This is a genomic window from Maribacter confluentis, assembly GCF_030505015.1.
Taxonomy (GTDB): Bacteria; Bacteroidota; Bacteroidia; order Flavobacteriales; family Flavobacteriaceae; genus Maribacter; species Maribacter sedimenticola.
Genome location: NZ_JAUKUC010000001.1, coordinates 832,801 through 852,165, shown reverse-complemented (window position 1 = coordinate 852,165; position 19,365 = coordinate 832,801). Strand labels below are relative to the sequence as shown.

15 protein-coding genes are annotated in these 19,365 nt (G+C 38.6%); 8 read left to right on the top strand and 7 right to left on the bottom strand.

Features of this window, described 5'->3' with window-relative positions; all coding sequences use genetic code 11:
* The gene (locus Q2T41_RS03780) at positions 1–405 is read left to right on the top strand and encodes an OsmC family protein (RefSeq protein ID WP_304435011.1); all 405 of its coding nucleotides are present in this window, start codon (positions 1–3) and stop codon (positions 403–405) included.
* Complete coding sequence (locus Q2T41_RS03775; protein ID WP_304435010.1) at positions 393–923, top strand: DUF922 domain-containing protein; 531 nt, start codon at positions 393–395, stop codon at positions 921–923. Before Q2T41_RS03780 ends, Q2T41_RS03775 begins: the two co-directional genes overlap by 13 nt.
* 64 nt (positions 924–987) lie before the next feature.
* Here Q2T41_RS03775 and Q2T41_RS03770 read toward each other — a convergent pair whose 3' ends face one another.
* Positions 988–1,857, bottom strand: coding sequence for a hydroxypyruvate isomerase family protein (locus Q2T41_RS03770; protein ID WP_304435009.1), 870 nt, complete (start codon positions 1,855–1,857; stop codon positions 988–990).
* A 48-nt stretch (positions 1,858–1,905) separates the two neighbouring features.
* Here Q2T41_RS03770 and Q2T41_RS03765 point away from each other — a divergent pair, with 48 nt between their 5' ends.
* From Q2T41_RS03765 to yidC, 3 genes are all read left to right on the top strand, one after another.
* Complete coding sequence (locus Q2T41_RS03765; RefSeq protein WP_304435008.1) at positions 1,906–2,139, top strand: DUF3820 family protein; 234 nt, start codon at positions 1,906–1,908, stop codon at positions 2,137–2,139.
* A 59-nt stretch (positions 2,140–2,198) separates the two neighbouring features.
* A complete protein-coding gene (gene pyrG, locus Q2T41_RS03760) occupies positions 2,199–3,836 on the top strand; it encodes a CTP synthase (protein ID WP_089262854.1) in 1,638 nt (545 codons plus the stop codon).
* Between the two features lie 68 nt (positions 3,837–3,904).
* Positions 3,905–5,755 carry a membrane protein insertase YidC gene (gene yidC, locus Q2T41_RS03755; protein WP_304435007.1) on the top strand — a complete coding sequence of 617 codons (1,851 nt, stop codon included), beginning with the start codon at positions 3,905–3,907 and terminating at the stop codon, positions 5,753–5,755.
* Between the two features lie 255 nt (positions 5,756–6,010).
* Here yidC and Q2T41_RS03750 read toward each other — a convergent pair whose 3' ends face one another.
* Positions 6,011–8,512: a fasciclin domain-containing protein gene (locus Q2T41_RS03750; RefSeq protein WP_304435006.1), complete on the bottom strand. Its 2,502-nt coding sequence runs from the start codon at positions 8,510–8,512 to the stop codon at positions 6,011–6,013.
* A 289-nt stretch (positions 8,513–8,801) separates the two neighbouring features.
* Between Q2T41_RS03750 and mnmA the strand changes: the two genes are divergently transcribed.
* Both mnmA and Q2T41_RS03740 read left to right on the top strand, forming a co-directional pair.
* Complete coding sequence (gene mnmA, locus Q2T41_RS03745; RefSeq protein WP_304435005.1) at positions 8,802–9,992, top strand: tRNA 2-thiouridine(34) synthase MnmA; 1,191 nt, start codon at positions 8,802–8,804, stop codon at positions 9,990–9,992.
* A 45-nt stretch (positions 9,993–10,037) separates the two neighbouring features.
* On the top strand, positions 10,038–10,982 hold the full coding sequence (locus Q2T41_RS03740; protein ID WP_304435004.1) for an NAD(P)H-dependent flavin oxidoreductase: 945 nt from the start codon (positions 10,038–10,040) through the stop codon (positions 10,980–10,982).
* A 1-nt stretch (position 10,983) separates the two neighbouring features.
* Here the strand turns inward: Q2T41_RS03740 and Q2T41_RS03735 are convergent, their stop codons facing one another.
* Positions 10,984–14,412 carry a HEAT repeat domain-containing protein gene (locus Q2T41_RS03735; protein ID WP_304435003.1) on the bottom strand — a complete coding sequence of 1,143 codons (3,429 nt, stop codon included), beginning with the start codon at positions 14,410–14,412 and terminating at the stop codon, positions 10,984–10,986.
* A 204-nt stretch (positions 14,413–14,616) separates the two neighbouring features.
* Between Q2T41_RS03735 and Q2T41_RS03730 the strand changes: the two genes are divergently transcribed.
* Positions 14,617–15,549 (top strand): 3-keto-disaccharide hydrolase, encoded by a 933-nt coding sequence (locus tag Q2T41_RS03730; RefSeq protein WP_304435002.1) that lies wholly within the window; start codon positions 14,617–14,619, stop codon positions 15,547–15,549.
* 84 nt (positions 15,550–15,633) lie between these two features.
* Here the strand turns inward: Q2T41_RS03730 and Q2T41_RS03725 are convergent, their stop codons facing one another.
* From Q2T41_RS03725 to Q2T41_RS03710, 4 genes are all read right to left on the bottom strand, one after another.
* Positions 15,634–15,861, bottom strand: coding sequence for a putative signal transducing protein (locus tag Q2T41_RS03725; RefSeq protein ID WP_304435001.1), 228 nt, complete (start codon positions 15,859–15,861; stop codon positions 15,634–15,636).
* A 3-nt stretch (positions 15,862–15,864) separates the two neighbouring features.
* Positions 15,865–16,965 carry a Gfo/Idh/MocA family protein gene (locus Q2T41_RS03720; RefSeq protein WP_304435000.1) on the bottom strand — a complete coding sequence of 367 codons (1,101 nt, stop codon included), beginning with the start codon at positions 16,963–16,965 and terminating at the stop codon, positions 15,865–15,867.
* A 9-nt stretch (positions 16,966–16,974) separates the two neighbouring features.
* Entirely contained in the window at positions 16,975–18,348 is a 1,374-nt protein-coding gene (locus Q2T41_RS03715) for a sensor histidine kinase (protein ID WP_304434999.1), read from the bottom strand.
* A 269-nt stretch (positions 18,349–18,617) separates the two neighbouring features.
* Complete coding sequence (locus tag Q2T41_RS03710; RefSeq protein WP_304434998.1) at positions 18,618–19,331, bottom strand: pirin family protein; 714 nt, start codon at positions 19,329–19,331, stop codon at positions 18,618–18,620.
* Positions 19,332–19,365 lie beyond the last annotated feature (34 nt).

The window sequence follows — 19,365 nt, the reverse complement described above, 5'->3', positions numbered from 1 at the left end:
ATGACGGCAAAAGTAACCTATAACGGCAATTTAAGAACAGAATGTATACATGTAAAATCCGGTAGTTCCTTTGTAACGGACGCCCCTGTTGACAATAATGGTCTGGGGCAAGCATTTTCGCCTACCGATACCGTAGCCACGGGTTTGGCAAGCTGCTTGCTCACTATGATGGGCATTAAGGCAAAAGGTTTGGAAGTTGCATTAGAGGGTTCTACAGCGGATGTAACCAAACATATGTCCCCTTCGCCAAGAAGAATTTCAAAAATTGAAGTAGAGCTACATTTACCGGCTCAAGTTTCGGGTAAAGACAGGAAAATATTGGAACATACGGCCAATACCTGTCCCGTGCTATACAGCCTTCATCCTGATATAGAGAAAGTAATAACCTATCATTGGGATCTATAAATCATATTAAGCTCGGAGTGCTATTCCTGTTGGCTCAGGTTGTATGGGTCTATGGCCAAGAGCAAATACCTTGGAGTCCGGATTTCAGACTAAATTGGGCTAATTTTAAAGGAGATGTGCCTAATGGGGCAAATGCGGCTGCCACTACCGCAAGTGGTATTAGCTATGATTTTTCTACTTATCATGAAGGCGGGGATATGAAGGTGAACTTTAATGTGCATGCTTATTTTTATCCTACACGTTCTTGGTATAGGCCAACAGTTTGTAATGACAATACCTTATTGCACGAACAACTGCATTTTGATATTACAGAACTTTATGCTCGAAAGCTCAGAACGCGTCTGCAAAATGCAAGTTTTGGAAAGAATATAAAGGAGGAAGTGCGCAAAATATATAAGGCTACTTTACGTCAGTTAAATGATTTTCAGAACAAATATGATGCAGAGACCAATTATTCCAGGAATTTAACCGTTCAGGAAAGATGGGTGGGCGAGATTGAAGCTGTTTTAAAACAATAATTTTTATAAGCAAAAAAGGCACCTTTAGAAAGATGCCTTTTTTTGAAAACTCTTAGGAAGCTATTTATACATCGCAAATGGTAACCCCCTGTTTTAAGGCGGCTAGTTTGTCTTCCCAGCTGGGCACAAATTCCTGTGCCACATGACCTGTGTAACCGGTTTCAACAATAGCTTTCATTACGGCAGGATAAAATATTTCCTGGGTCTCATCAATTTCATGACGACCAGGGTTGCCTCCCGTATGATAGTGACCATAATATTGGTGATAGTCTTGGATATTCCTAATAATATCACCTTCCATAATTTGCATGTGGTAGATATCATATAATAATTTAAAATTTTCAGAACCTATGGTTTCACAAAGAGAAACGCCCCATTCAGAGGTGTCGCACATATAATCCTTATGGTTGATCTTACTGTTTAAAAGTTCCATTTGCAAAACTACACCGTGTTTTTCGGCCAATGGCATCAATTGTTTTAGTCCCTTTGCACAGTTACGTAAGCCTACCATATCGTCCATACCATTTCTATTTCCGCTAAAACAAATAAGATTGGTATATCCGGCCTCGGCAACCAAAGGGATTACGCGCTCATAATCTGCAATAAGTTCATCATGAAGTTTTGGGTCGTTCCAGCCTTCAACAATACCTTTGCCAGCCCCCCAACACATGGAGGCATGAATATTGTATTTTTTTAATAAAGGAAACTCGTCCGGACCTACCAGGTCAATGGATCTAATGTCCATTGCTACCAAATGTTTAAGAAAATCTTCAAAAGGAATGGAATCATAGCACCAATAACATACGCTATGGTTAATATTGTATTTTAATTTAGGGGATAGATTTTTATTTTCATTGTTGGCCATTACTGCTGAGGTTGTTAAGAAACCAACAGAGGCAGCTGCTGATGTTCCAATAAAATTTCTTCTTTTCATGTTGTATAAGTTGATGATTCCTTAAAGATAATTTTTTTAGATTTAAAAATGGAAATTAATTTAGACAAGCAAAAACTTATAGAATTGGCCCATTATAGAATGCCTTTTGGTAAATATAAAGGGCGGTACTTAATAGATTTGCCGGAACCTTATTTAATTTGGTTTCAGCAAAAAGGATTTCCTGTTGGAAAATTGGGAGAATTATTGAAATCTACGTTGGAAATACGAGTAAATGGGCTAGAATCCATAATTCGAAAAATACAAAAACATTTTCCTAGGTAAATCCGTCAAGTTCTGTCCTCAATTTGTAACTTTGTGTCCCGTAACATAGAATTCGATACATGGCACAAACCAAATACATCTTCGTTACGGGAGGCGTTACTTCATCATTAGGAAAAGGCATTATTGCAGCCTCTTTGGCGAAATTACTGCAGTCTCGCGGCTACAAAACTACCATTCAAAAATTGGATCCCTATATCAACGTAGATCCAGGAACGTTAAACCCTTATGAGCATGGCGAATGTTATGTGACCGATGACGGAGCGGAAACAGATTTGGATTTGGGGCATTATGAACGATTTTTAAACGTTCGTACCTCACAGGCCAATAATGTTACTACGGGTAGAATATACCAAAGCGTAATCCAAAAAGAGCGTAGAGGCGAATTTCTAGGGAAAACGGTACAAGTAGTTCCTCATATTACCAATGAAATCAAGGAGCGCGTTCAGGTTTTGGGCAAAAGTGGCGAGTATGATATTGTTATTACTGAGATAGGGGGAACTGTTGGTGATATTGAATCGTTACCATATATAGAGGCGGTTAGGCAATTACTGTGGGAGCTTGGAGATAATAATGCCATTGTAATTCACCTGACATTGGTGCCTTATCTTTCCGCTGCGGGCGAATTGAAAACAAAGCCTACACAGCACTCGGTCAAGACCTTAATGGAAAGTGGTATCAAGGCAGATATTTTAGTCTGCCGTACAGAGCATCAAATTTCTGATGAGATAAAGGATAAATTGGCACTTTTTTGTAACGTAAAGCGTGAAGCTGTCATTCAAAGTATAGATGCATCTACTATATATGATGTACCATTATTGATGCAGGAAGAAGGTTTGGATACCGTGACCCTACAAAAATTGGCATTACCAAATACCGTTGAGCCTGATTTGGACCGTTGGAACGAATTTTTGCAACGCCATAAAAACCCAAAAAATGAAGTAACCATTGGGTTGGTGGGTAAATATGTTGAATTGCAAGATTCCTATAAATCTATTTTAGAGGCATTTATACATGCAGGAGCATCTAATGAGGTAAGGGTCAATGTAAAATCTGTACATTCTGAATATCTTACGGTTTCCAATTATAAAACGAAACTCAAAGGACTGGACGGCATTTTGGTTGCTCCAGGATTTGGGGAGCGTGGTATAGAAGGGAAGGTAAAGGCCGTGGAATTTGCCAGAACAATGAAAATTCCATTTTTTGGAATTTGTTTGGGAATGCAGATGGCGGTTATTGAATTTTCCAGAAATGTATTGCAATTGGCCAATGCAAATTCTACCGAAATGGATGAAAATACACCAGACCCGGTCATCAGTATCATGGAAGAGCAAAAAACAATTACCGATAAAGGAGGTACCATGCGTTTAGGTGCGTGGGATTGTGATCTTAAAGAAGGTAGTTTGGTGCGGGAAGTGTATGGTGGCGCAGCGCAAATATCAGAGCGTCATCGTCATAGGTATGAATTTAACAATGCGTACTTGGATAAATTGGAACATGCCGGCTTGATCGCTACGGGGTTCAATAAAAAAACCAACTTGGTGGAGATTGTAGAGGCTAAGGACCATCCTTGGTTTATTGGTGTTCAATATCACCCGGAATATAAGAGTACCGTGGCTAATCCCCATCCGCTTTTTGTGGGATTTGTTAAAGCGGCCCTGGCATATAAAAAATCACAAACTAATGCCACATTGGCATAAACATTATTTTTGGGCATATATTTGCTGTCTTGAATTTGTAATATTCCCAATTAATTTAGAATTACCTCATGGAAGAAAAGAAATTTGATGTTAACTCCATTATTGGCTTTGTGCTGATTTTTGGAATACTCATCTTTATGTTTTACCAAAATCAACCTACCCCAGAGGAGTTGGCGGCGGAAAAAGCTAAACAGGAACAGGTAGAAGCCGCCAAAGCAGCGGAAAAAACTACGGAGACCCTTAGTACTGAAGTTCAACAATTAGATTTACAGGATTCTACCGCCGTAGCTACGTACCAAGGAAAACTTGGGGCATTTGGTTTTACCAAACCGTCCAATGATATAACCACATTGGAAAATGAAGTGCTGTTATTGAAAATAAGCAATAAGGGTGGACAGATCGTAGAGGCGAAAATGAAAAATTTCGTAACCTATGATTCTGTTCCTGTGTATTTGGTCAAGGATGGTAACGCCTCGTTTGGTCTTGATTTTTCCACGACAGATAACAGGGTTTTGAATACCAAGGACCTTTATTTTGAGCCTACTTTGAGCAAGGCCAACGGTAACCAAATATTATCGTTAAAAGCTAAAACGGCCAACAATCAGTACCTTGAATACAGGTATGAAATGAAACCAAATGAGTATTTGGTAGATTTTCAGATTAAGACAAAAGGTTTGGACAATGTGATCAGTTCCAATAAGCCAATTGAATTGGACTGGGCGTTAAAAGGTATTCGCCACTCCAAGAGCATAGAATATGAAAATAGATATACCCGGTTGACCTACAATCATGAGGATGATAAAATCAGTAAGTTGTCCGAGGGGAGTGATGACGAGGAAACAGAGGAGGATATTAAATGGATATCTTATAGACAACACTTTTTCAGCAGTATTTTAGCTGCGGACGAGCCATTTAAATCCGGTGAACTTGCTTCGGTCAATTTGGTAGAGGAGGAAAGTAGAACATTTGGTTTTACCAAGGCGTATTCCTCAAAACTTCCTATAGAATTGGAAGGTGGTGAAATAGCCAAGGATTTGCATTGGTATTTTGGTCCTACGGATGTTGAGGTACTTTCCAAGTACGAGGATTTGGGCTTAGAGGATTCCATACCGTTTGGTTGGGGTATTTTTGGTTGGATCAACCGTTATGTATTTACTCCGTTTTATTCGTTGATAAGTACCTATTTTCCTTATGGTATAGCTATTGTTATTATGACCATTTTAGTCCGTTTGGCAATGTCTCCCGTGACCTATAAATCGTACTTGTCCCAAGCAAAAATGAAGGTTTTAAAACCAGAAATTACTGAACTTGGTGAAAAGTATAAGGACAACGCAATGAAGAAGCAGCAAGAGACGATGAAGCTGTATGGTAAGGCAGGGGTGAGTCCTATGAGCGGTTGTATCCCGGCGGTTATACAAATGCCCATTTTCTACGCATTGTTCATGTTCTTCCCGACTTCGTTCGCGCTGCGTCAAAAATCGTTCTTATGGGCAGATGACCTTTCCTCATTTGATACTATCTATCAATTTCCAGAAGGATTTTCAATACCTTTTTATGGTGATCATGTAAGTCTGTTCCCAATATTGGCTTCTATTGCCATATTCTTTTATATGATGATGACCACTGGGCAGAACATGCCAACGCAACCTGGTATGCCCAATATGAAATTTATCATGTACCTAATGCCGTTCATGATGTTGTTTTTCTTTAACAATTATGCAAGTGGACTTAGTTTGTACTATTTTGTTTCCAATATGATAACCATTGGTATAATGTTGGTCATTAAGAACTTTATCATAGATAATGATAAAATACATGCACAAATTCAAGAAAATAAGAAAAAACCCAAAAAGGAGAATAAGTTTCAGAAGAAAATGCGAGAGATGATGGAGCAGGCAGAAGCTCAAAAAAAGAAGTAAATGAACGTTGACTAACAGATGTATTGAAATAAAAAGCCCTTTCAGTTTTGAAAGGGCTTTTGCCATTGATTAAGGATTGGTTTGGTAAGATTTGGGATGTTAAAGATGAGGTTATTATTTAGGGGTTTCAAAACTTAGTTGTCAAGGAGGGTTTATTGTATGCTAAAGGAGTGGTTGATGATGTTTACAAAATCGGTCTAAAAAAGCCCCCTTTAAAAAGAGGGCCTAATCTTACTAATTGTATTTCGGGGGAGATTAATGCAATGCATCAATAATTTCCTGTGGCAACAATACTTTATCCACGATATGTACTATACCATTGCTTGTCATTACGTCTGCCGTAACTACATTACCGTTAACCTGTGTTTTATCCTGTATTTGTACACCATTGCCTAAAATTGCAAATAGTGATTCTCCTTGTACACTTACAATTTCCTGATGGTCGGTAAGGTCGGTAGAGGCCACGGCAGCGCCTGCTATAACATGATAAGTAAGAAGTTGCGCCAACAAGGCTTTTTCCTCATCTGTATCAAAATCTTCTAAACTATTATAGCTAGCTCCTAAATCATTCAAAAACGTGGCAAAAGCTTCGTTTGTTGGTGCAAAAACCGTAAAAGGACCTTCACTGCTCAAAGTTTCCACTAATCCGGCATCGGCTTGGATCAATGCGGCTACCAACGAGCTCAAGTCATCCACACTTTGTGCTGTCTCCACAATATTTGGTACTGATGGGGCAAGGGCGTCCAAAGCTGCTTGGGGTAACAAAACCTTATTTATTACATGTACCACACCATTGCTGGCGGTAACATCCGCTATAGCTACATTGGCGTTCATTTCTGTTGCATCCATAATACTAACACCTCCATTTTCTAAAACAATACCAATATTTTCACCTTGAAAGGTTTCTATCATTTGACCATTGCTTAGGTCTGTAGAGAATGTAGCTGCACCGGCAACTACATGATAGGTTAATATAGTAACCAATAATTCTTTTTCTTCATCAGTTTCAAAATCCGCAAGGCTGTTATAATCATCTCCCAATGTCTCTAATAATGCTACAAATGCATCATTAGTTGGTGCAAAAACGGTAAATGGCCCTGTACCGTTTAATGTTTCCACCAAATTGGCATCGGCTTGTACTAAAGCATCCACCAATAAACTTAAGTCATCTGTTTCTACGGCTATTTCAACGATAGTCTTTAGACTCATGGACGCTAGCATGTCCAAAACTTCCTGTGGTAATAAAACTTTGTCGATTACATGAACCACACCGTTGCTCGCTTCAACGTCTGCAAGGGCTACCGTAGCATTTATTTCAGTAGCATCCATAATTTGTACGGATCCTTCCATGAGGGATATGGTTACATTCTCACCCTGTATGGTTTCAATAGATTGTCCGTTGCTCAATCCAGTTGAGAAAGCTGCGGCACCGGCTACTACATGATAGGTCAGTACTTTGGTCAATAATGCTTTTTCCTCATCGGTATCAAAATCGGCTAGGCTATTGAAATCTTCTCCTAAAAGGTCCAATAACGCTACAAAAGCTGCATTGGTAGGTGCAAAAACCGTAAAAGGTCCTTCGCCATTTAGGGTTTCGACTAGTCCGGCATCTGCCTGTACCAAGGCATCGACCAAAAGACTTAAGTCATCTGTAGCCACGGCGGTATCCACAATGGTTTTTAATTGTAAGGACGCTACAAAATCAATTGCCGCCTGTGGTAACAATACTTTATCTATAGTATGGGCAACACCATTGGAAGCCATAATATCAACACCTGTAATATTGGCATTGGTGTCAGAGGCATCACCAATAACAAAAGTATCGCCCGAAGCAATTACTTCAATGCTGTTATCCGTATAAGCGGTTGCCACGGCACTTTCTGATAAGTCGGTAGATAGTACCTTTGCCGGGATAACATGGTATAGAAGAATATTCTTCAATAACGCAATTTCTTCTTCGGTATCAAAATCGTCAAGACTATTATAGTCATCTCCCAATGCTTCCAATAATGCAATAAAAGCATCATCAGTAGGTGCAAATACGGTAAACGGACCTTCTGTACTTAGCGTTGCTGCTAAATCTGCTTTGATAACCGCTGCCTCTAAAAGTGATAATGGTTCCGTTGCCACTACTATATCGGTCAAAGTTCCATTTTCATTGGTCATGGAACCTTCGTTCAACGCATCAATAATTGCTTGTGGTAAAATAACTTTGTCGATGACATGTACAACACCGTTACTGGCTTCCACATCGGCAATAACTACTTTTGCATTAACCTCGGTTGCATCATCCAAAAATACGCCACCTTCCAAATTTATGGTAATATCCTCTCCTTGAACGGTAGTTACGGTCATGCCGTCCGTTAAATCTCCAGATTTTGCAGCAACCCCTGCAACGACGTGGTAAGTTAATATGGTAGTTAAGAGTTCTCTTTCTTCGTCCGTGTCAAAATCTGATAAGGAATCAAATCCATCCAATTGGTTCAATAACGCGGTAAATGCATCGTTCGTAGGAGCAAAAACAGTAAACGGGCCAGTAGAACTTAAAGTGCCTACTAAGTCCGTCCCTTCAGAATTATCTGCCGTAGTCAACGCGGTAACTAAAGAAGTAAGTGCTTCTTGGGCCTGAGCGGTTTCAACAATGGTTTTGGTTTCTACCATTGGGTCCTCATCATTATCGTCATTGTCACATGACCATATCATTACGGACAACGCGGCGAATAACATAAAATACTTAAATCGTAACATTTTTTTCATAGCGGTGTTTTTAAATTGTTTAATTAATAAGTTGAAGAAATAAACATAATATCTAAATCATTATTATAAAGATTAATATTGTTGATACTTTAAATGTACAATAGAATTATTTTGTTTAATTATATTTTATAAAAGTTTAACAAAATAATTTTAATGAAAAATGTTTTGTAATTGACAAAAGGAAAGCAATTGTAATCCTGAACCGTTCATATAGCGACAAATTCATACGGTTGAAAAAAAAATGTGTTGAAATGAAATTTTGTAATTTTGTTACGACCAAGAAGATGAGATGAAAAAAGTAGTTATAGGACTTTCTGGCGGAGTGGATTCCAGTGTAGCGGCATACCTTTTAAAGGAGCAAGGGTATGATGTTATTGGCCTGTTCATGAAGAATTGGCACGATGACTCTGTAACAATATCAGAGGAATGTCCGTGGTTAGATGATAGTAACGATGCGTTGATCGTTGCGGAAAAATTGGGAATTCCTTTTCAGACCGTTGATTTGAGCACTGAGTATAAGGAGCGTATAGTAGATTATATGTTCAGGGAATACGAGATGGGCAGGACCCCAAATCCTGATGTATTATGTAATAGGGAAATAAAGTTCGATGTTTTTTTAAAGATAGCCCTACAATTAGGAGCTGATTACGTGGCAACCGGTCACTATTGCAGAAAAGGAACTTTGTTAAACGCAGATGGAAGCAAGACCTATCAATTATTGGCAGGCAAGGATGGAAATAAAGATCAGTCTTATTTTTTGTGTCAATTGTCTCAAGAGCAATTGTCCAGGACCTTATTCCCCATTGGTGAATTAACGAAACCAGAAGTACGCGAAATTGCGGCGAAAATGGACTTGATCACTGCAGATAAAAAAGATTCCCAAGGTCTATGTTTTATTGGAAAAGTAAGACTACCGGAATTTTTACAGCAACAATTGAAACCTAGAAAAGGCAAAATAGTTGAAGTTTCTGCTCAATGGGATAATTATGCACAGGATGTACCCGTTTTTACCGATGTTCAATCAGAGTTGAAATTTTATGCTGAAAAGCATGTGTATAAAATTACGGATGGTAAGATTGTAGGGGAACACCAAGGTGCGCATTATTTCACCAAGGGGCAGCGTAAAGGATTGCAGGTTGGTGGCACCAAGGAACCTTTATTTGTAATAGATACCGATGTTAAGGACAATATTATTTATACGGGTCAGGGAAAATCGCATCCTGGATTGTATAGGAGGGCCTTATTTGTTAAAGATGCGGAAATTCATTGGGTACGGCCAGATTTGGCATTACAGATTGATGAAAGTCTACCTGTAAAAGCACGAATTCGCTATCGTCAGGAATTACAGGATGCAAGGCTTTATAAAGTAAATGGCGGTATGTATGTAGATTTTAAAGAGCAGCAATCCGCAATTACTGAAGGTCAATTTGTAGCTTGGTATCTAGAAGATGACCTTATTGGTTCTGGAGTGATCTCTTAATAATCTTAGGATATACTGTTCCTTTGCGTGCATCCATATATTGTTATGAAACAAAATAAAATAACCCAACTTTTCAAAATAAAGTATCCTATAGTGCAAGGTGGTATGGTATGGACCAGTGGTTGGAGATTGGCCAGTGCGGTATCTACTCATGGTGGTTTAGGAGTCATAGGTGCGGGCAGTATGTATTCGGAAGTTCTACGGGAACATATTCAAAAGTGTAAAAGTGCAACGGATAAGCCGTTTGGTGTTAATATACCCATGCTGTATCCGGATATTGGCCAGCTAATGGATATTGTTGTGGAGGAAGATGTAAAAATCATGTTTACATCTGCAGGAAATCCAAAAACATGGACCGGTTTTTTACAGGAAAGGGGCATTAAGGTGGTACATGTGGTCAGTAGTCTAAAATTTGCACTTAAAGCACAAGATGCCGGTGTAGACGCAATCGTTGCGGAAGGCTTTGAAGCTGGGGGGCATAATGGTCGTGATGAAACGACCACAATGGTTTTAATACCTGCTTTACGAGAAAAAATTTCAGTGCCTTTAATTGCCGCAGGCGGAATTGCAACGGGCAGTGCAATGTTGGCCGCCATGGTGCTAGGTGCAGATGGCGTACAGATAGGAAGTAGGTTTGTAGCAAGCAGTGAAGCATCCAACCATATAAATTTTAAGGAAGCAGTCGTAAATGCTAAGGAAGGCGATACCCATTTGACCTTAAAGGAATTGGCTCCGGTTAGATTGATAAAGAATAAATTTTATCATGAAGTCCAAAGTGCATATGCCAAAGGAGCTTCTGTAGTTGAACTAAAAAACCTTCTTGGTAGGGGTAGGGCAAAAAAAGGAATGTTTTTGGGTGATTTAGATGATGGAGAGCTGGAAATAGGTCAGGTATCTGCATTGATACATGACATAAAACCAGCTGCCCAAATTATTGAAGAGATCATAAACGAATTTCATGCAAGAAAAAAAGCAATATCCGATTTGTAACCTAGACTCCTTCTGCTATTTCCGCTGCTTTCTCATTTTTTAAACTTCCCAGATACTCCATAAGATCACGCAGTTCCCGTCTAGAGATCATGCGCCCCATAGCTGGCATTGCGGACATGGAGTTTTCTCTTTTTTTGATACGCTGTAATGGTATTTCCAAAGGCTCGGCTTCAGAAGTTTTTAGTAAAAGATCATGTTTGTGTTCCTCTATTAAAACACCTTGTACTTTTTGGCCATCCGTTAAGGTCAATGTCACCGAACCATACCCTGGGGCAAGGCGTGCACTGGGTTCTATTAAGGCTTCCAAAAGTTGTTCCCTTGTCAATACATTGGCTATATTGTCCAATGCGGGTCCAACTTCACCACCTGAACCGTTAACGGCATGGCAACGTACACATTGAGCGGTAGGGTTACCGTTAAATACATTTCTGCCGGCCCACCAATTACCTCCGTGCAAGGTTTCTTGAAAAGAATCTGCCGAATAGCCTGCTTGTTTAAGTTTGTCTAATTGAGCAATCAACTTAGGATTTTCAGTGGCTTTGACAGATTCCATTAAATCTAGCATAATCCCTTGTTTTAATTGGTCTTTACTAGCCTTGTCGATAAGGCTTGCCAAAATAGCGTTGCTGTTTTCTACAGGAAGATCTCCCAATACATCTAGCATACGCTGTTGTTCAGAAACGGAACCTTTTCTAAAAATAGGACCTACTATAGCAGGCAATTTTTCCTTTGGTAGGTTTAATTTTGCCAATAGACCAACCGCTGCCGTTCTAACTTGTTCATTGGCATCCTGCATTCCCGTTTCCATAATGTTCTCCATATTTACATACCCAAGATTACCTAACGTGTTAAGTACCGTAGCCCTAACTTCTGGAGACCGGTTATACCTGAAAATCCTATACAAGTCAGTGTTGTAGGATTGTATGCCTAGTTCACTAATGGTTTTGGAAATACCTATCAAGATTTCAGGATTACTGTCATTAAGGAAAAAAGGAATATCCTTTTCTATTTTTTGTTGCAACTGATTGCCTTCCCTAACAATTTCACCCCGGTATCTTCCATCAACACGGTCCAAAACGGAAGGCTTGTTCCATGTGCCAAGGGCTGATAAGGCCTCTCCACGTAAAATATTGGATACATCTTTTCTCTTTGCAAAATTGACCAAGAGTTCCAGCTCCTTTTCACCACCAACTCGTAATGCGGCATTAATGGCCCTTCTTACCAATGGTTCAGATGTATATTTTTTGTTTTCTAGAATTCCTGCCAATGCTGGTAGCGCCTCTTCAATAGAGAGGTCGTCATTGATGGCCCTGGCTGTTTCTGTAACAATGTACTCATCTTTATCAGATAGGAAAACCGCTATATTTGGGTCCTGTAATTTTCTCAGAACCAGAACTGCGGCAATACGTAAGCTTCTGTTTTCGTTATTCGCAAGAGCTAAAAGTGGTTCTGCCTTGCCAATTCTTGATAATGCCAGAACGGCCGCATGGCGTAAGTAAATATCCTTATCGTTGTTTTGGACAATCATTTCCATTAACGGTTCTATGGCATTCTCATACTTTAAGCGTCCCAAAGCTTGGGCCGCATAGAATTTAACCCTATCGTTTTCATGCTTTGTAAGGTTTATTAAACTATCCGCTGCATTTTCATAACGAATATCACCTAGAACCTTAGCGGTCTGGGCTATGATTTCCGGGTCTCCGTCGTTCAGTAATGCTAGTAACGGTTTTGCATCATCCTTATCATTTGCTGCAATTTGGCCAATGCCCCAAATAGCATGTATTCGTGCAAACTGATTATCGTTTTCCGTAATAACCTTTTTTAATGCGCGGTAGCCCCAAAATGTTCTCCTGGCCAACTCAAATTGTGCTTTTTGACGAATTCTCATATCCGGATACGCCAATAATTGCACCAAATTATCGGTATCATCGTCCTTGTAATTATGGGTCATTAAGCGTTGGGTCTCTAAGCGTTCCTGTTCCAGGTCATTGCTATCTTCCGTAACATCAAGTTTCCATACGCGTCCAAAATCCTTACTTCCCCAGCCATTAATCCAATCTGCAAGATACAAGGCCCCGTCTGGACCAAAGTCAATACCTGTAGGTAATATTCCGTTTAGGATAGACTCATCCGTGTTAAGTTCAAACGATGCACCTTTTGGTTTTAGGTCAAAGGACCATATATGGGAACGTGTAGGGTCTCCCACAAATTCCACCAGAAAGAATCTATTTAACCATTTTTTGCCCAAAGCCGTACCGGGATTATACCTCATACCGGTTGGGCCATTGTGAAAATTCTGTATGGGTGGTATTATGTATGCGGCCTGTCCTTCCCAACGCGGCGTAAACAATTTTTCATCCATCCATACATTATAACCATTATTCTTGGGGTCTGTATATTTACCATATTGCCAATTTGCCCTCCAACCGGCATCCGATCCCTCAACAATATGGACCAGACGCTCGCTTTCGCCTTTATGGTCACCGTCGTTGTCAGAAGAGATTATATTGCCATAGGCATCAAAAACAAATTCATGGGTATTGCGCAATCCGTGTGCAAATACTTCAAAATCAGTACCATCAGGATTACTTCTTACTATGACACCTTCATTCGGGTATTTATGGTTATCGCCATCAACAGTGGTAATATTAGCACCTATATCGCCAATGCCCCAGTAAATTTTTCCATCAGGACCTTCAATGGCACCGGACATACCGTGTCCACCAAATCCTATATGAACTGCAAAACCTTCTGCAATACTGGTTTTTTCATCCAGTATTTTATCGCCGTTGGTATCTGTAAGGCGGTACATTCCCGGACCAATACCTACAAATATATCTTCGTCCCTAACCAATAACGCACCTGCTTGGTCATTAATTTCATCATTAAAATCATTTAGGATTTGAGTAGAGATGTCCGCAATGCCATCATTGTCCGTATCTTCTAGCATCCAAACTTCATCTTTTTCTACAGCAAGATCTCTCCAGTCATGGATACTGTCATTGTTCAAATCTGGGAACCACTGGTTTTCCTTACTGAGTTCAGGTGCAAATTTTCTATGAAGAAAAGCTCTTCTGTCCTCCACGGTTTCAAATGAAATGGATTCTGTCATCCAGTCCCTATGCCCACGGATATCAAATTCAGAGTTTTTATTTCTATTCGATCTTGTTAAATATACTTTTCCTTCATTGTCAATGTCCATCGCAATAGGGTCCGGTGCCAAGGAATCGGAAGCCCATAAACTAAGGTTTAAGCCATCTACAACTGTTGCTGAAATACTTTTCCTTGCCAATTCAACGGCCTCTAACAATGCCGTGCTGTCTTTTTGAATGACCAAAGGAATTTCTTTTGGTTTTTTAGGTTCACAAGATGATAGGGCAATTAAAAATAGGGGAAGTATTCCTAAAAGGAATTTTTTGAAAAATGTCATTATGATGTTTCGTTGAAATGAGCTTTAAATGTAACAAATTATGCAGATATTCAATAATGAAATTTGCGTTAGGTTAAATTAATAACATCATAATACAATGATGTATATTTTTCTAATTTATCATTATTTAGTGCGCTGTTTGGAAATAGTGTTTAAAAGTTGAATTATATTTGAAACTACTCAAAAAAACTCAAAATAATGAATATGATTAAAACAACCTTGCTTCTTCTCATGATTGTAATGTTAAATGCTACGGATACAAAGGCACAAGAAGGGCATCCCTTGGAAGGAAAATGGAATTTGACCATTAATCAAGAAGGTGAGGAATTGCCATCTTGGCTTGAAATTAGACATTCTGGCAACAGTAGGTTAATAGGTAGGTTTACCTATGCTTTTGGTAGCGCAAGACCCATTGCGGAAATTAAGAAATATGGGGGAATATTTTCTTTTGAAATTCCACCTCAGTGGGAGCCAGGGGCATCTAATATGGTATTTGAAGGAAAATTGGATGACGATACCTTAAAAGGTACTATGGTGTATGTAGATGGAAAAAAGTATGAATGGAGCGCTGTTAAAGCACCAAATTTACCTTTTTATGATAATGTCCAGGAAGGCAAAGCAGTTAAGCTTTTTAATGGTAAGAATTTAAATGGATGGAAAGAGATAGAAGGTAATCAATGGAAGGTGGTCAATGGAATTTTAACCAGCGCACAATCCGGGGTTAATTTAATCTCTGAACAAAAGTTTAAGGATTTTAAATTAAAGGCAGAATTTAGATATCCAGAAGGTAGCAATAGTGGTTTATATTTAAGGGGGCGTTATGAAGTGCAAATTGCTGATAATATTGGTTTGGAGGCCTCCTCTATTTATTTTGGGGGTATTTACGGCCTTATATCGCCCAATATGAACATGGCAAAAAAAGCAGGGGAGTGGCAAAGCTATGAAATTACCTTAATTGGTAGAAGGGTCACTATCATTGCTAATGGTAAGACCATTATATCCAATCAGAATATTGATGGGATGACGGGGGGCGCATTGGACAATAAGGAGGAAGAGGCAGGTCCGATCATGATACAAGGTGATCATGGCCCAGTTGAGTTCAAGACCTTGGAAATAACTCCGCTAAGCAAGGGATGATAGATAATTAACCTAATAAAAAGTCTCCGTATAGGAGACTTTTTTAGTTAACATTTTGCCCATTACAGCAAGTTTTATACTATTTTAATTGTCCCACTCTAAATTGGATATTAGTGATAGCGCTTTTACTTCCTCGTCTTCATGAACATAAATTTCTATAAACTGTGGTAACGATGAGCTAAAACCGGCTAATCTTGCAGATTCTCCCTCATCCTTACAAATTGGAATAATATTGCTGTCCAGTAAAATAAGTTCAACCCTTTTGGCCTTTAATCGATCACCTCCAAAAATTTTCTTATAAGTAGCGTTCATGTGTTATTTTGTTAAGTATATGGTCTTACCTGATTTGGCACTCTCAATGGCCGCTTGAAGAATTTGCATTACAACCATGTTATTTTCTAATGAATATACATTAAAAGGTGGTAATTGCAACTCATCTTTTATCACTGCCGTGAATACCGAAAAAGGGTCGTTGAACGGTTTTTTACGTTGGGGCAGTAAAAAAATCTCTTCTGTAAATTGACTGTAGCCCTTTGATATTCTTATCCTTAACTGTGTAGGGTTATCTGCATAAATGGCTCCTTTGGTGCCGTAAAGTTCCATATCCTTTCTGCCAATAGGCCAATTCCAAGAAGGCTCCAATATAGCCATTTGGTTGGGGTAGGTTAAAATTATGGTTGCGTCATCATCTACATTTGGATTGTTATCTGCTTGTAGTTGTTGTGTAACAGCGGTGACAGACAGCGGTTTTTTCCCATTCATGATCCAAGTCATTAGGTTTGCCCCATAACACCCAAAATCCGTTATAGCTCCGCCACCATTTAAAACCGGGTCCGTAAGCCATTCCAAAAACTCTTGTGAAACCCCAATTTTTTTTGGTCCTTTATGACCATCTCTAATTATTACCTTTCTTAGCTCACCAATGGTACCGTTCTTTAGTTCATCTAATGCTTTGACATTGGTTTCATACCATGATGTTTCATAATTGGTAAGGACATGAACTTTATATATTTTTGCTAAATTGGCAATTTTAACGGCATCATCAAATGTTGTGGCCAAAGGTTTTTCTACCATTATGTGTATCCCTTTAGGAGCACACTCCTGCACTACTTTTAAATGATCTTTAATATTTCCAAATGCAGCAACGGCCTCCGGTTTAGTTTTTGCGATCATTTCCTCCATAGAATCAAAAACCATTGTCATAGGAAACCCAAATTCCTTGGATAATTTCTTGGCAAGTAACTTATTGGGTTCTACAATTCCTACCATAACCATATCCGTTTGGTTTTCACGGCCCAAAATCCAACCTACGTGGCCATGGGTGAGACCTGCGACTCCTAAACGAATGGGTTTCTCCTGGGCTAGACCAACGGTTTTAATCGTTATTGAAAAAAGTAAGATAAGGCATTTTTTCATGTTCAGGATTTAGTGTACGGGTTGTGAATATTCCTGAACTTGCAAATTTTTGCTAATAGTAAAGTAAAAAGTACTTCCTTGGTCTTTTATGGATTCTACCCAAATATCGCCCTCATGGATTTCTACTACTCGTTTGCAACCATATAGACCAATTCCAGAGCCTTCAAATTCAGATTGATGATGCAATTTATTAAATGCCTTAAATATATTCTGTTGTTGGTCTTTGGAGATACCAATACCGTTATCGCTCATTTTAAACTGGTAAAAATTGTCTTTTTCATCTGAGGAGATTACAATTTTTGGAGCATTTCTTACTGAAGAGAATTTTAGGGCATTATGTAATAGGTTTTGAAAGAGCATGCGTATATCCCTTTCACGGCCAACAATGTTGGGTAAGTCGTTAATTAGCACGGTTGCCCTATTGTTCTTAATCAATTGGGAGTGGTCCGTAATAATCTGTTGCACAATTTCTTGGCAATTTATAACTTTCATTTTATCGCTATTGCCTGTTTCGGCATACTCTAAAAGACCAAGTACCAAGCTAGTCATTCTTGTGGAACTGCCTTCTAAATGTTGAAAATGTTCTTTGAATTCTTTAAAGGTAGTAGTGTCCGGTTGGTCCAGGAGATGATGAGAAATAATATTAATGTTGTTTAACGGACTTTTAAGATCATGGGTCACGATAAAAGTGAATTCCTCAATTTGTTTATTTTTTTTATTTAAATCCTGGTTAAGGTCGTAAAGCTTTTGATTTTGCTTTTCAAGATTGCTCTGTGCTTTTTGTAATGCCTTTTCGTTGGCCTTTAGCATAGTATTATTTTTTTCCAGCTCATTGGTATATTTTCGGGTCTTTGTTTCATCATACACTCTAAAGGTCTGCGAAAGCCAGGTTAGACATGCTATGTAAACTAAAATTTCATCATAAGGTAAATTTATGACACCTAAAATGGGGCCATAAAAAGTTATGTAAAGCGTTGGAACTATAAATGCCATAATATCATAGATAATAATGGCGAGTCTAATTTTAGGTTTATTACGATAGGCAATGAACGCTAAAAATGCCATGGTGGCAAAGGCCAAGGCTTGACCAAAAAAACCTCCGATCAAGACAATGATGATCATAAACATGGTGGGAGGAAATAGCGACATGTACAGCCGTGTGGCCTTTTCCAATTTTAGAATGTTCATAATAAAACCTAGAGCAAAACCTAGAAAAATTACGAAGGCTATTATTTGTAAAAGCCTTGTGTTATTGAACATAGTGTATAGGAACATGAAAAAAGTAAATAGCGCAGAAAGTAGGGTGATCAAACCTATATGGTCTAATAAACTATTTTCATTGATATTTTGGTCCGGGGCGTTATGATTTACGTTTTTTATCACAAAAAGTATAAGCTATTATTTCAAATTGAATTAAAAAATATGATTTGCTTATAGTTAAGGATTTTTTAAATAATCCTCAACGGAACAAATAAATTCACATTTTTAAGCATATATTTTGTTTAACTTTTTACCTGTATGCTTTACACTTTTAAATATATGAAAGTTGTATGCAAATACACAGTAAAATGCATTTTTAATAATGAAAAAAATGCATATTTAATCTCTAATTTCTTTTAAGGATATGCTAACTATTTAAACCTTAAATAAGATTATAATTGCATAGGAACTTCCATGAATAAAACTTTAGCATTGGACTTTACGTGGTAAGAAAATGTATCCGTTTCCCAAATGCCATAACCGTCCCTTGCTTGCAGTAACTGCCCATTAATTTCAAATTCGCCATCCAATACAAACACATATACGCCGTTATGGTTGTTTTTAAGTTTGTAATTTCCTGATTTTTCCATATTAAAACTGCCCAGATAAAACCATGCATCTTGATGAATCCACACTCCGTCGTCGTCGGTATTGGGAGATACTATTTGCGTTAAACCATTGGCGACCTCTTTATCAGAAATAGAAATTTGATCGTAGCGTGGGGTTACTTCAGACTGATTGGGGAATATCCAAATTTGCAGAAACTTTACCTCTTGGTCGTTGTTTTTATTGAATTCGCTATGCGATAAGCCACTTCCGGCACTCATAACTTGTATGTCACCTTGTTTAATTACAGTTGAATTACCCATATCATCCATATGTTTAAGGTCTCCCTGCAATGGTATTGAAATAATTTCCATGTTACGATGGGGATGTGTACCAAATCCACGGCCGGCAGCCACTACATCATCATTAAGTACCCTTAGGGCGCCAAAGTGCATACGTTCCGGATTATGGTAGTTTGCAAAACTAAAACTATGATAAGATTTTAACCATCCATGGTCCGCATGGCCTCTAGTTTTTGCTTCGTGATATATAGTTTTCATGTGCTTTGTTTATGTATGATATTGGTCGAATATG

What these genes read in the sequence shown, in the direction of transcription:
- Q2T41_RS03780 (WP_304435011.1), top strand. Translation starts at nt 1, where the DNA reads ATGACGGCAAAAGTAACCTATAACGGCAATTTAAGAACAGAATGTATA.
- Q2T41_RS03770 (WP_304435009.1), bottom strand. Translation starts at nt 1,857, where the DNA reads ATGAAAAGAAGAAATTTTATTGGAACATCAGCAGCTGCCTCTGTTGGT.
- Q2T41_RS03765 (WP_304435008.1), top strand. Translation starts at nt 1,906, where the DNA reads ATGGAAATTAATTTAGACAAGCAAAAACTTATAGAATTGGCCCATTAT.
- pyrG (WP_089262854.1), top strand. Translation starts at nt 2,199, where the DNA reads ATGGCACAAACCAAATACATCTTCGTTACGGGAGGCGTTACTTCATCA.
- yidC (WP_304435007.1), top strand. Translation starts at nt 3,905, where the DNA reads ATGGAAGAAAAGAAATTTGATGTTAACTCCATTATTGGCTTTGTGCTG.
- Q2T41_RS03750 (WP_304435006.1), bottom strand. Translation starts at nt 8,512, where the DNA reads ATGAAAAAAATGTTACGATTTAAGTATTTTATGTTATTCGCCGCGTTG.
- mnmA (WP_304435005.1), top strand. Translation starts at nt 8,802, where the DNA reads ATGAAAAAAGTAGTTATAGGACTTTCTGGCGGAGTGGATTCCAGTGTA.
- Q2T41_RS03740 (WP_304435004.1), top strand. Translation starts at nt 10,038, where the DNA reads ATGAAACAAAATAAAATAACCCAACTTTTCAAAATAAAGTATCCTATA.
- Q2T41_RS03735 (WP_304435003.1), bottom strand. Translation starts at nt 14,412, where the DNA reads ATGACATTTTTCAAAAAATTCCTTTTAGGAATACTTCCCCTATTTTTA.
- Q2T41_RS03730 (WP_304435002.1), top strand. Translation starts at nt 14,617, where the DNA reads ATGATTAAAACAACCTTGCTTCTTCTCATGATTGTAATGTTAAATGCT.
- Q2T41_RS03725 (WP_304435001.1), bottom strand. Translation starts at nt 15,861, where the DNA reads ATGAACGCTACTTATAAGAAAATTTTTGGAGGTGATCGATTAAAGGCC.
- Q2T41_RS03720 (WP_304435000.1), bottom strand. Translation starts at nt 16,965, where the DNA reads ATGAAAAAATGCCTTATCTTACTTTTTTCAATAACGATTAAAACCGTT.
- Q2T41_RS03710 (WP_304434998.1), bottom strand. Translation starts at nt 19,331, where the DNA reads ATGAAAACTATATATCACGAAGCAAAAACTAGAGGCCATGCGGACCAT.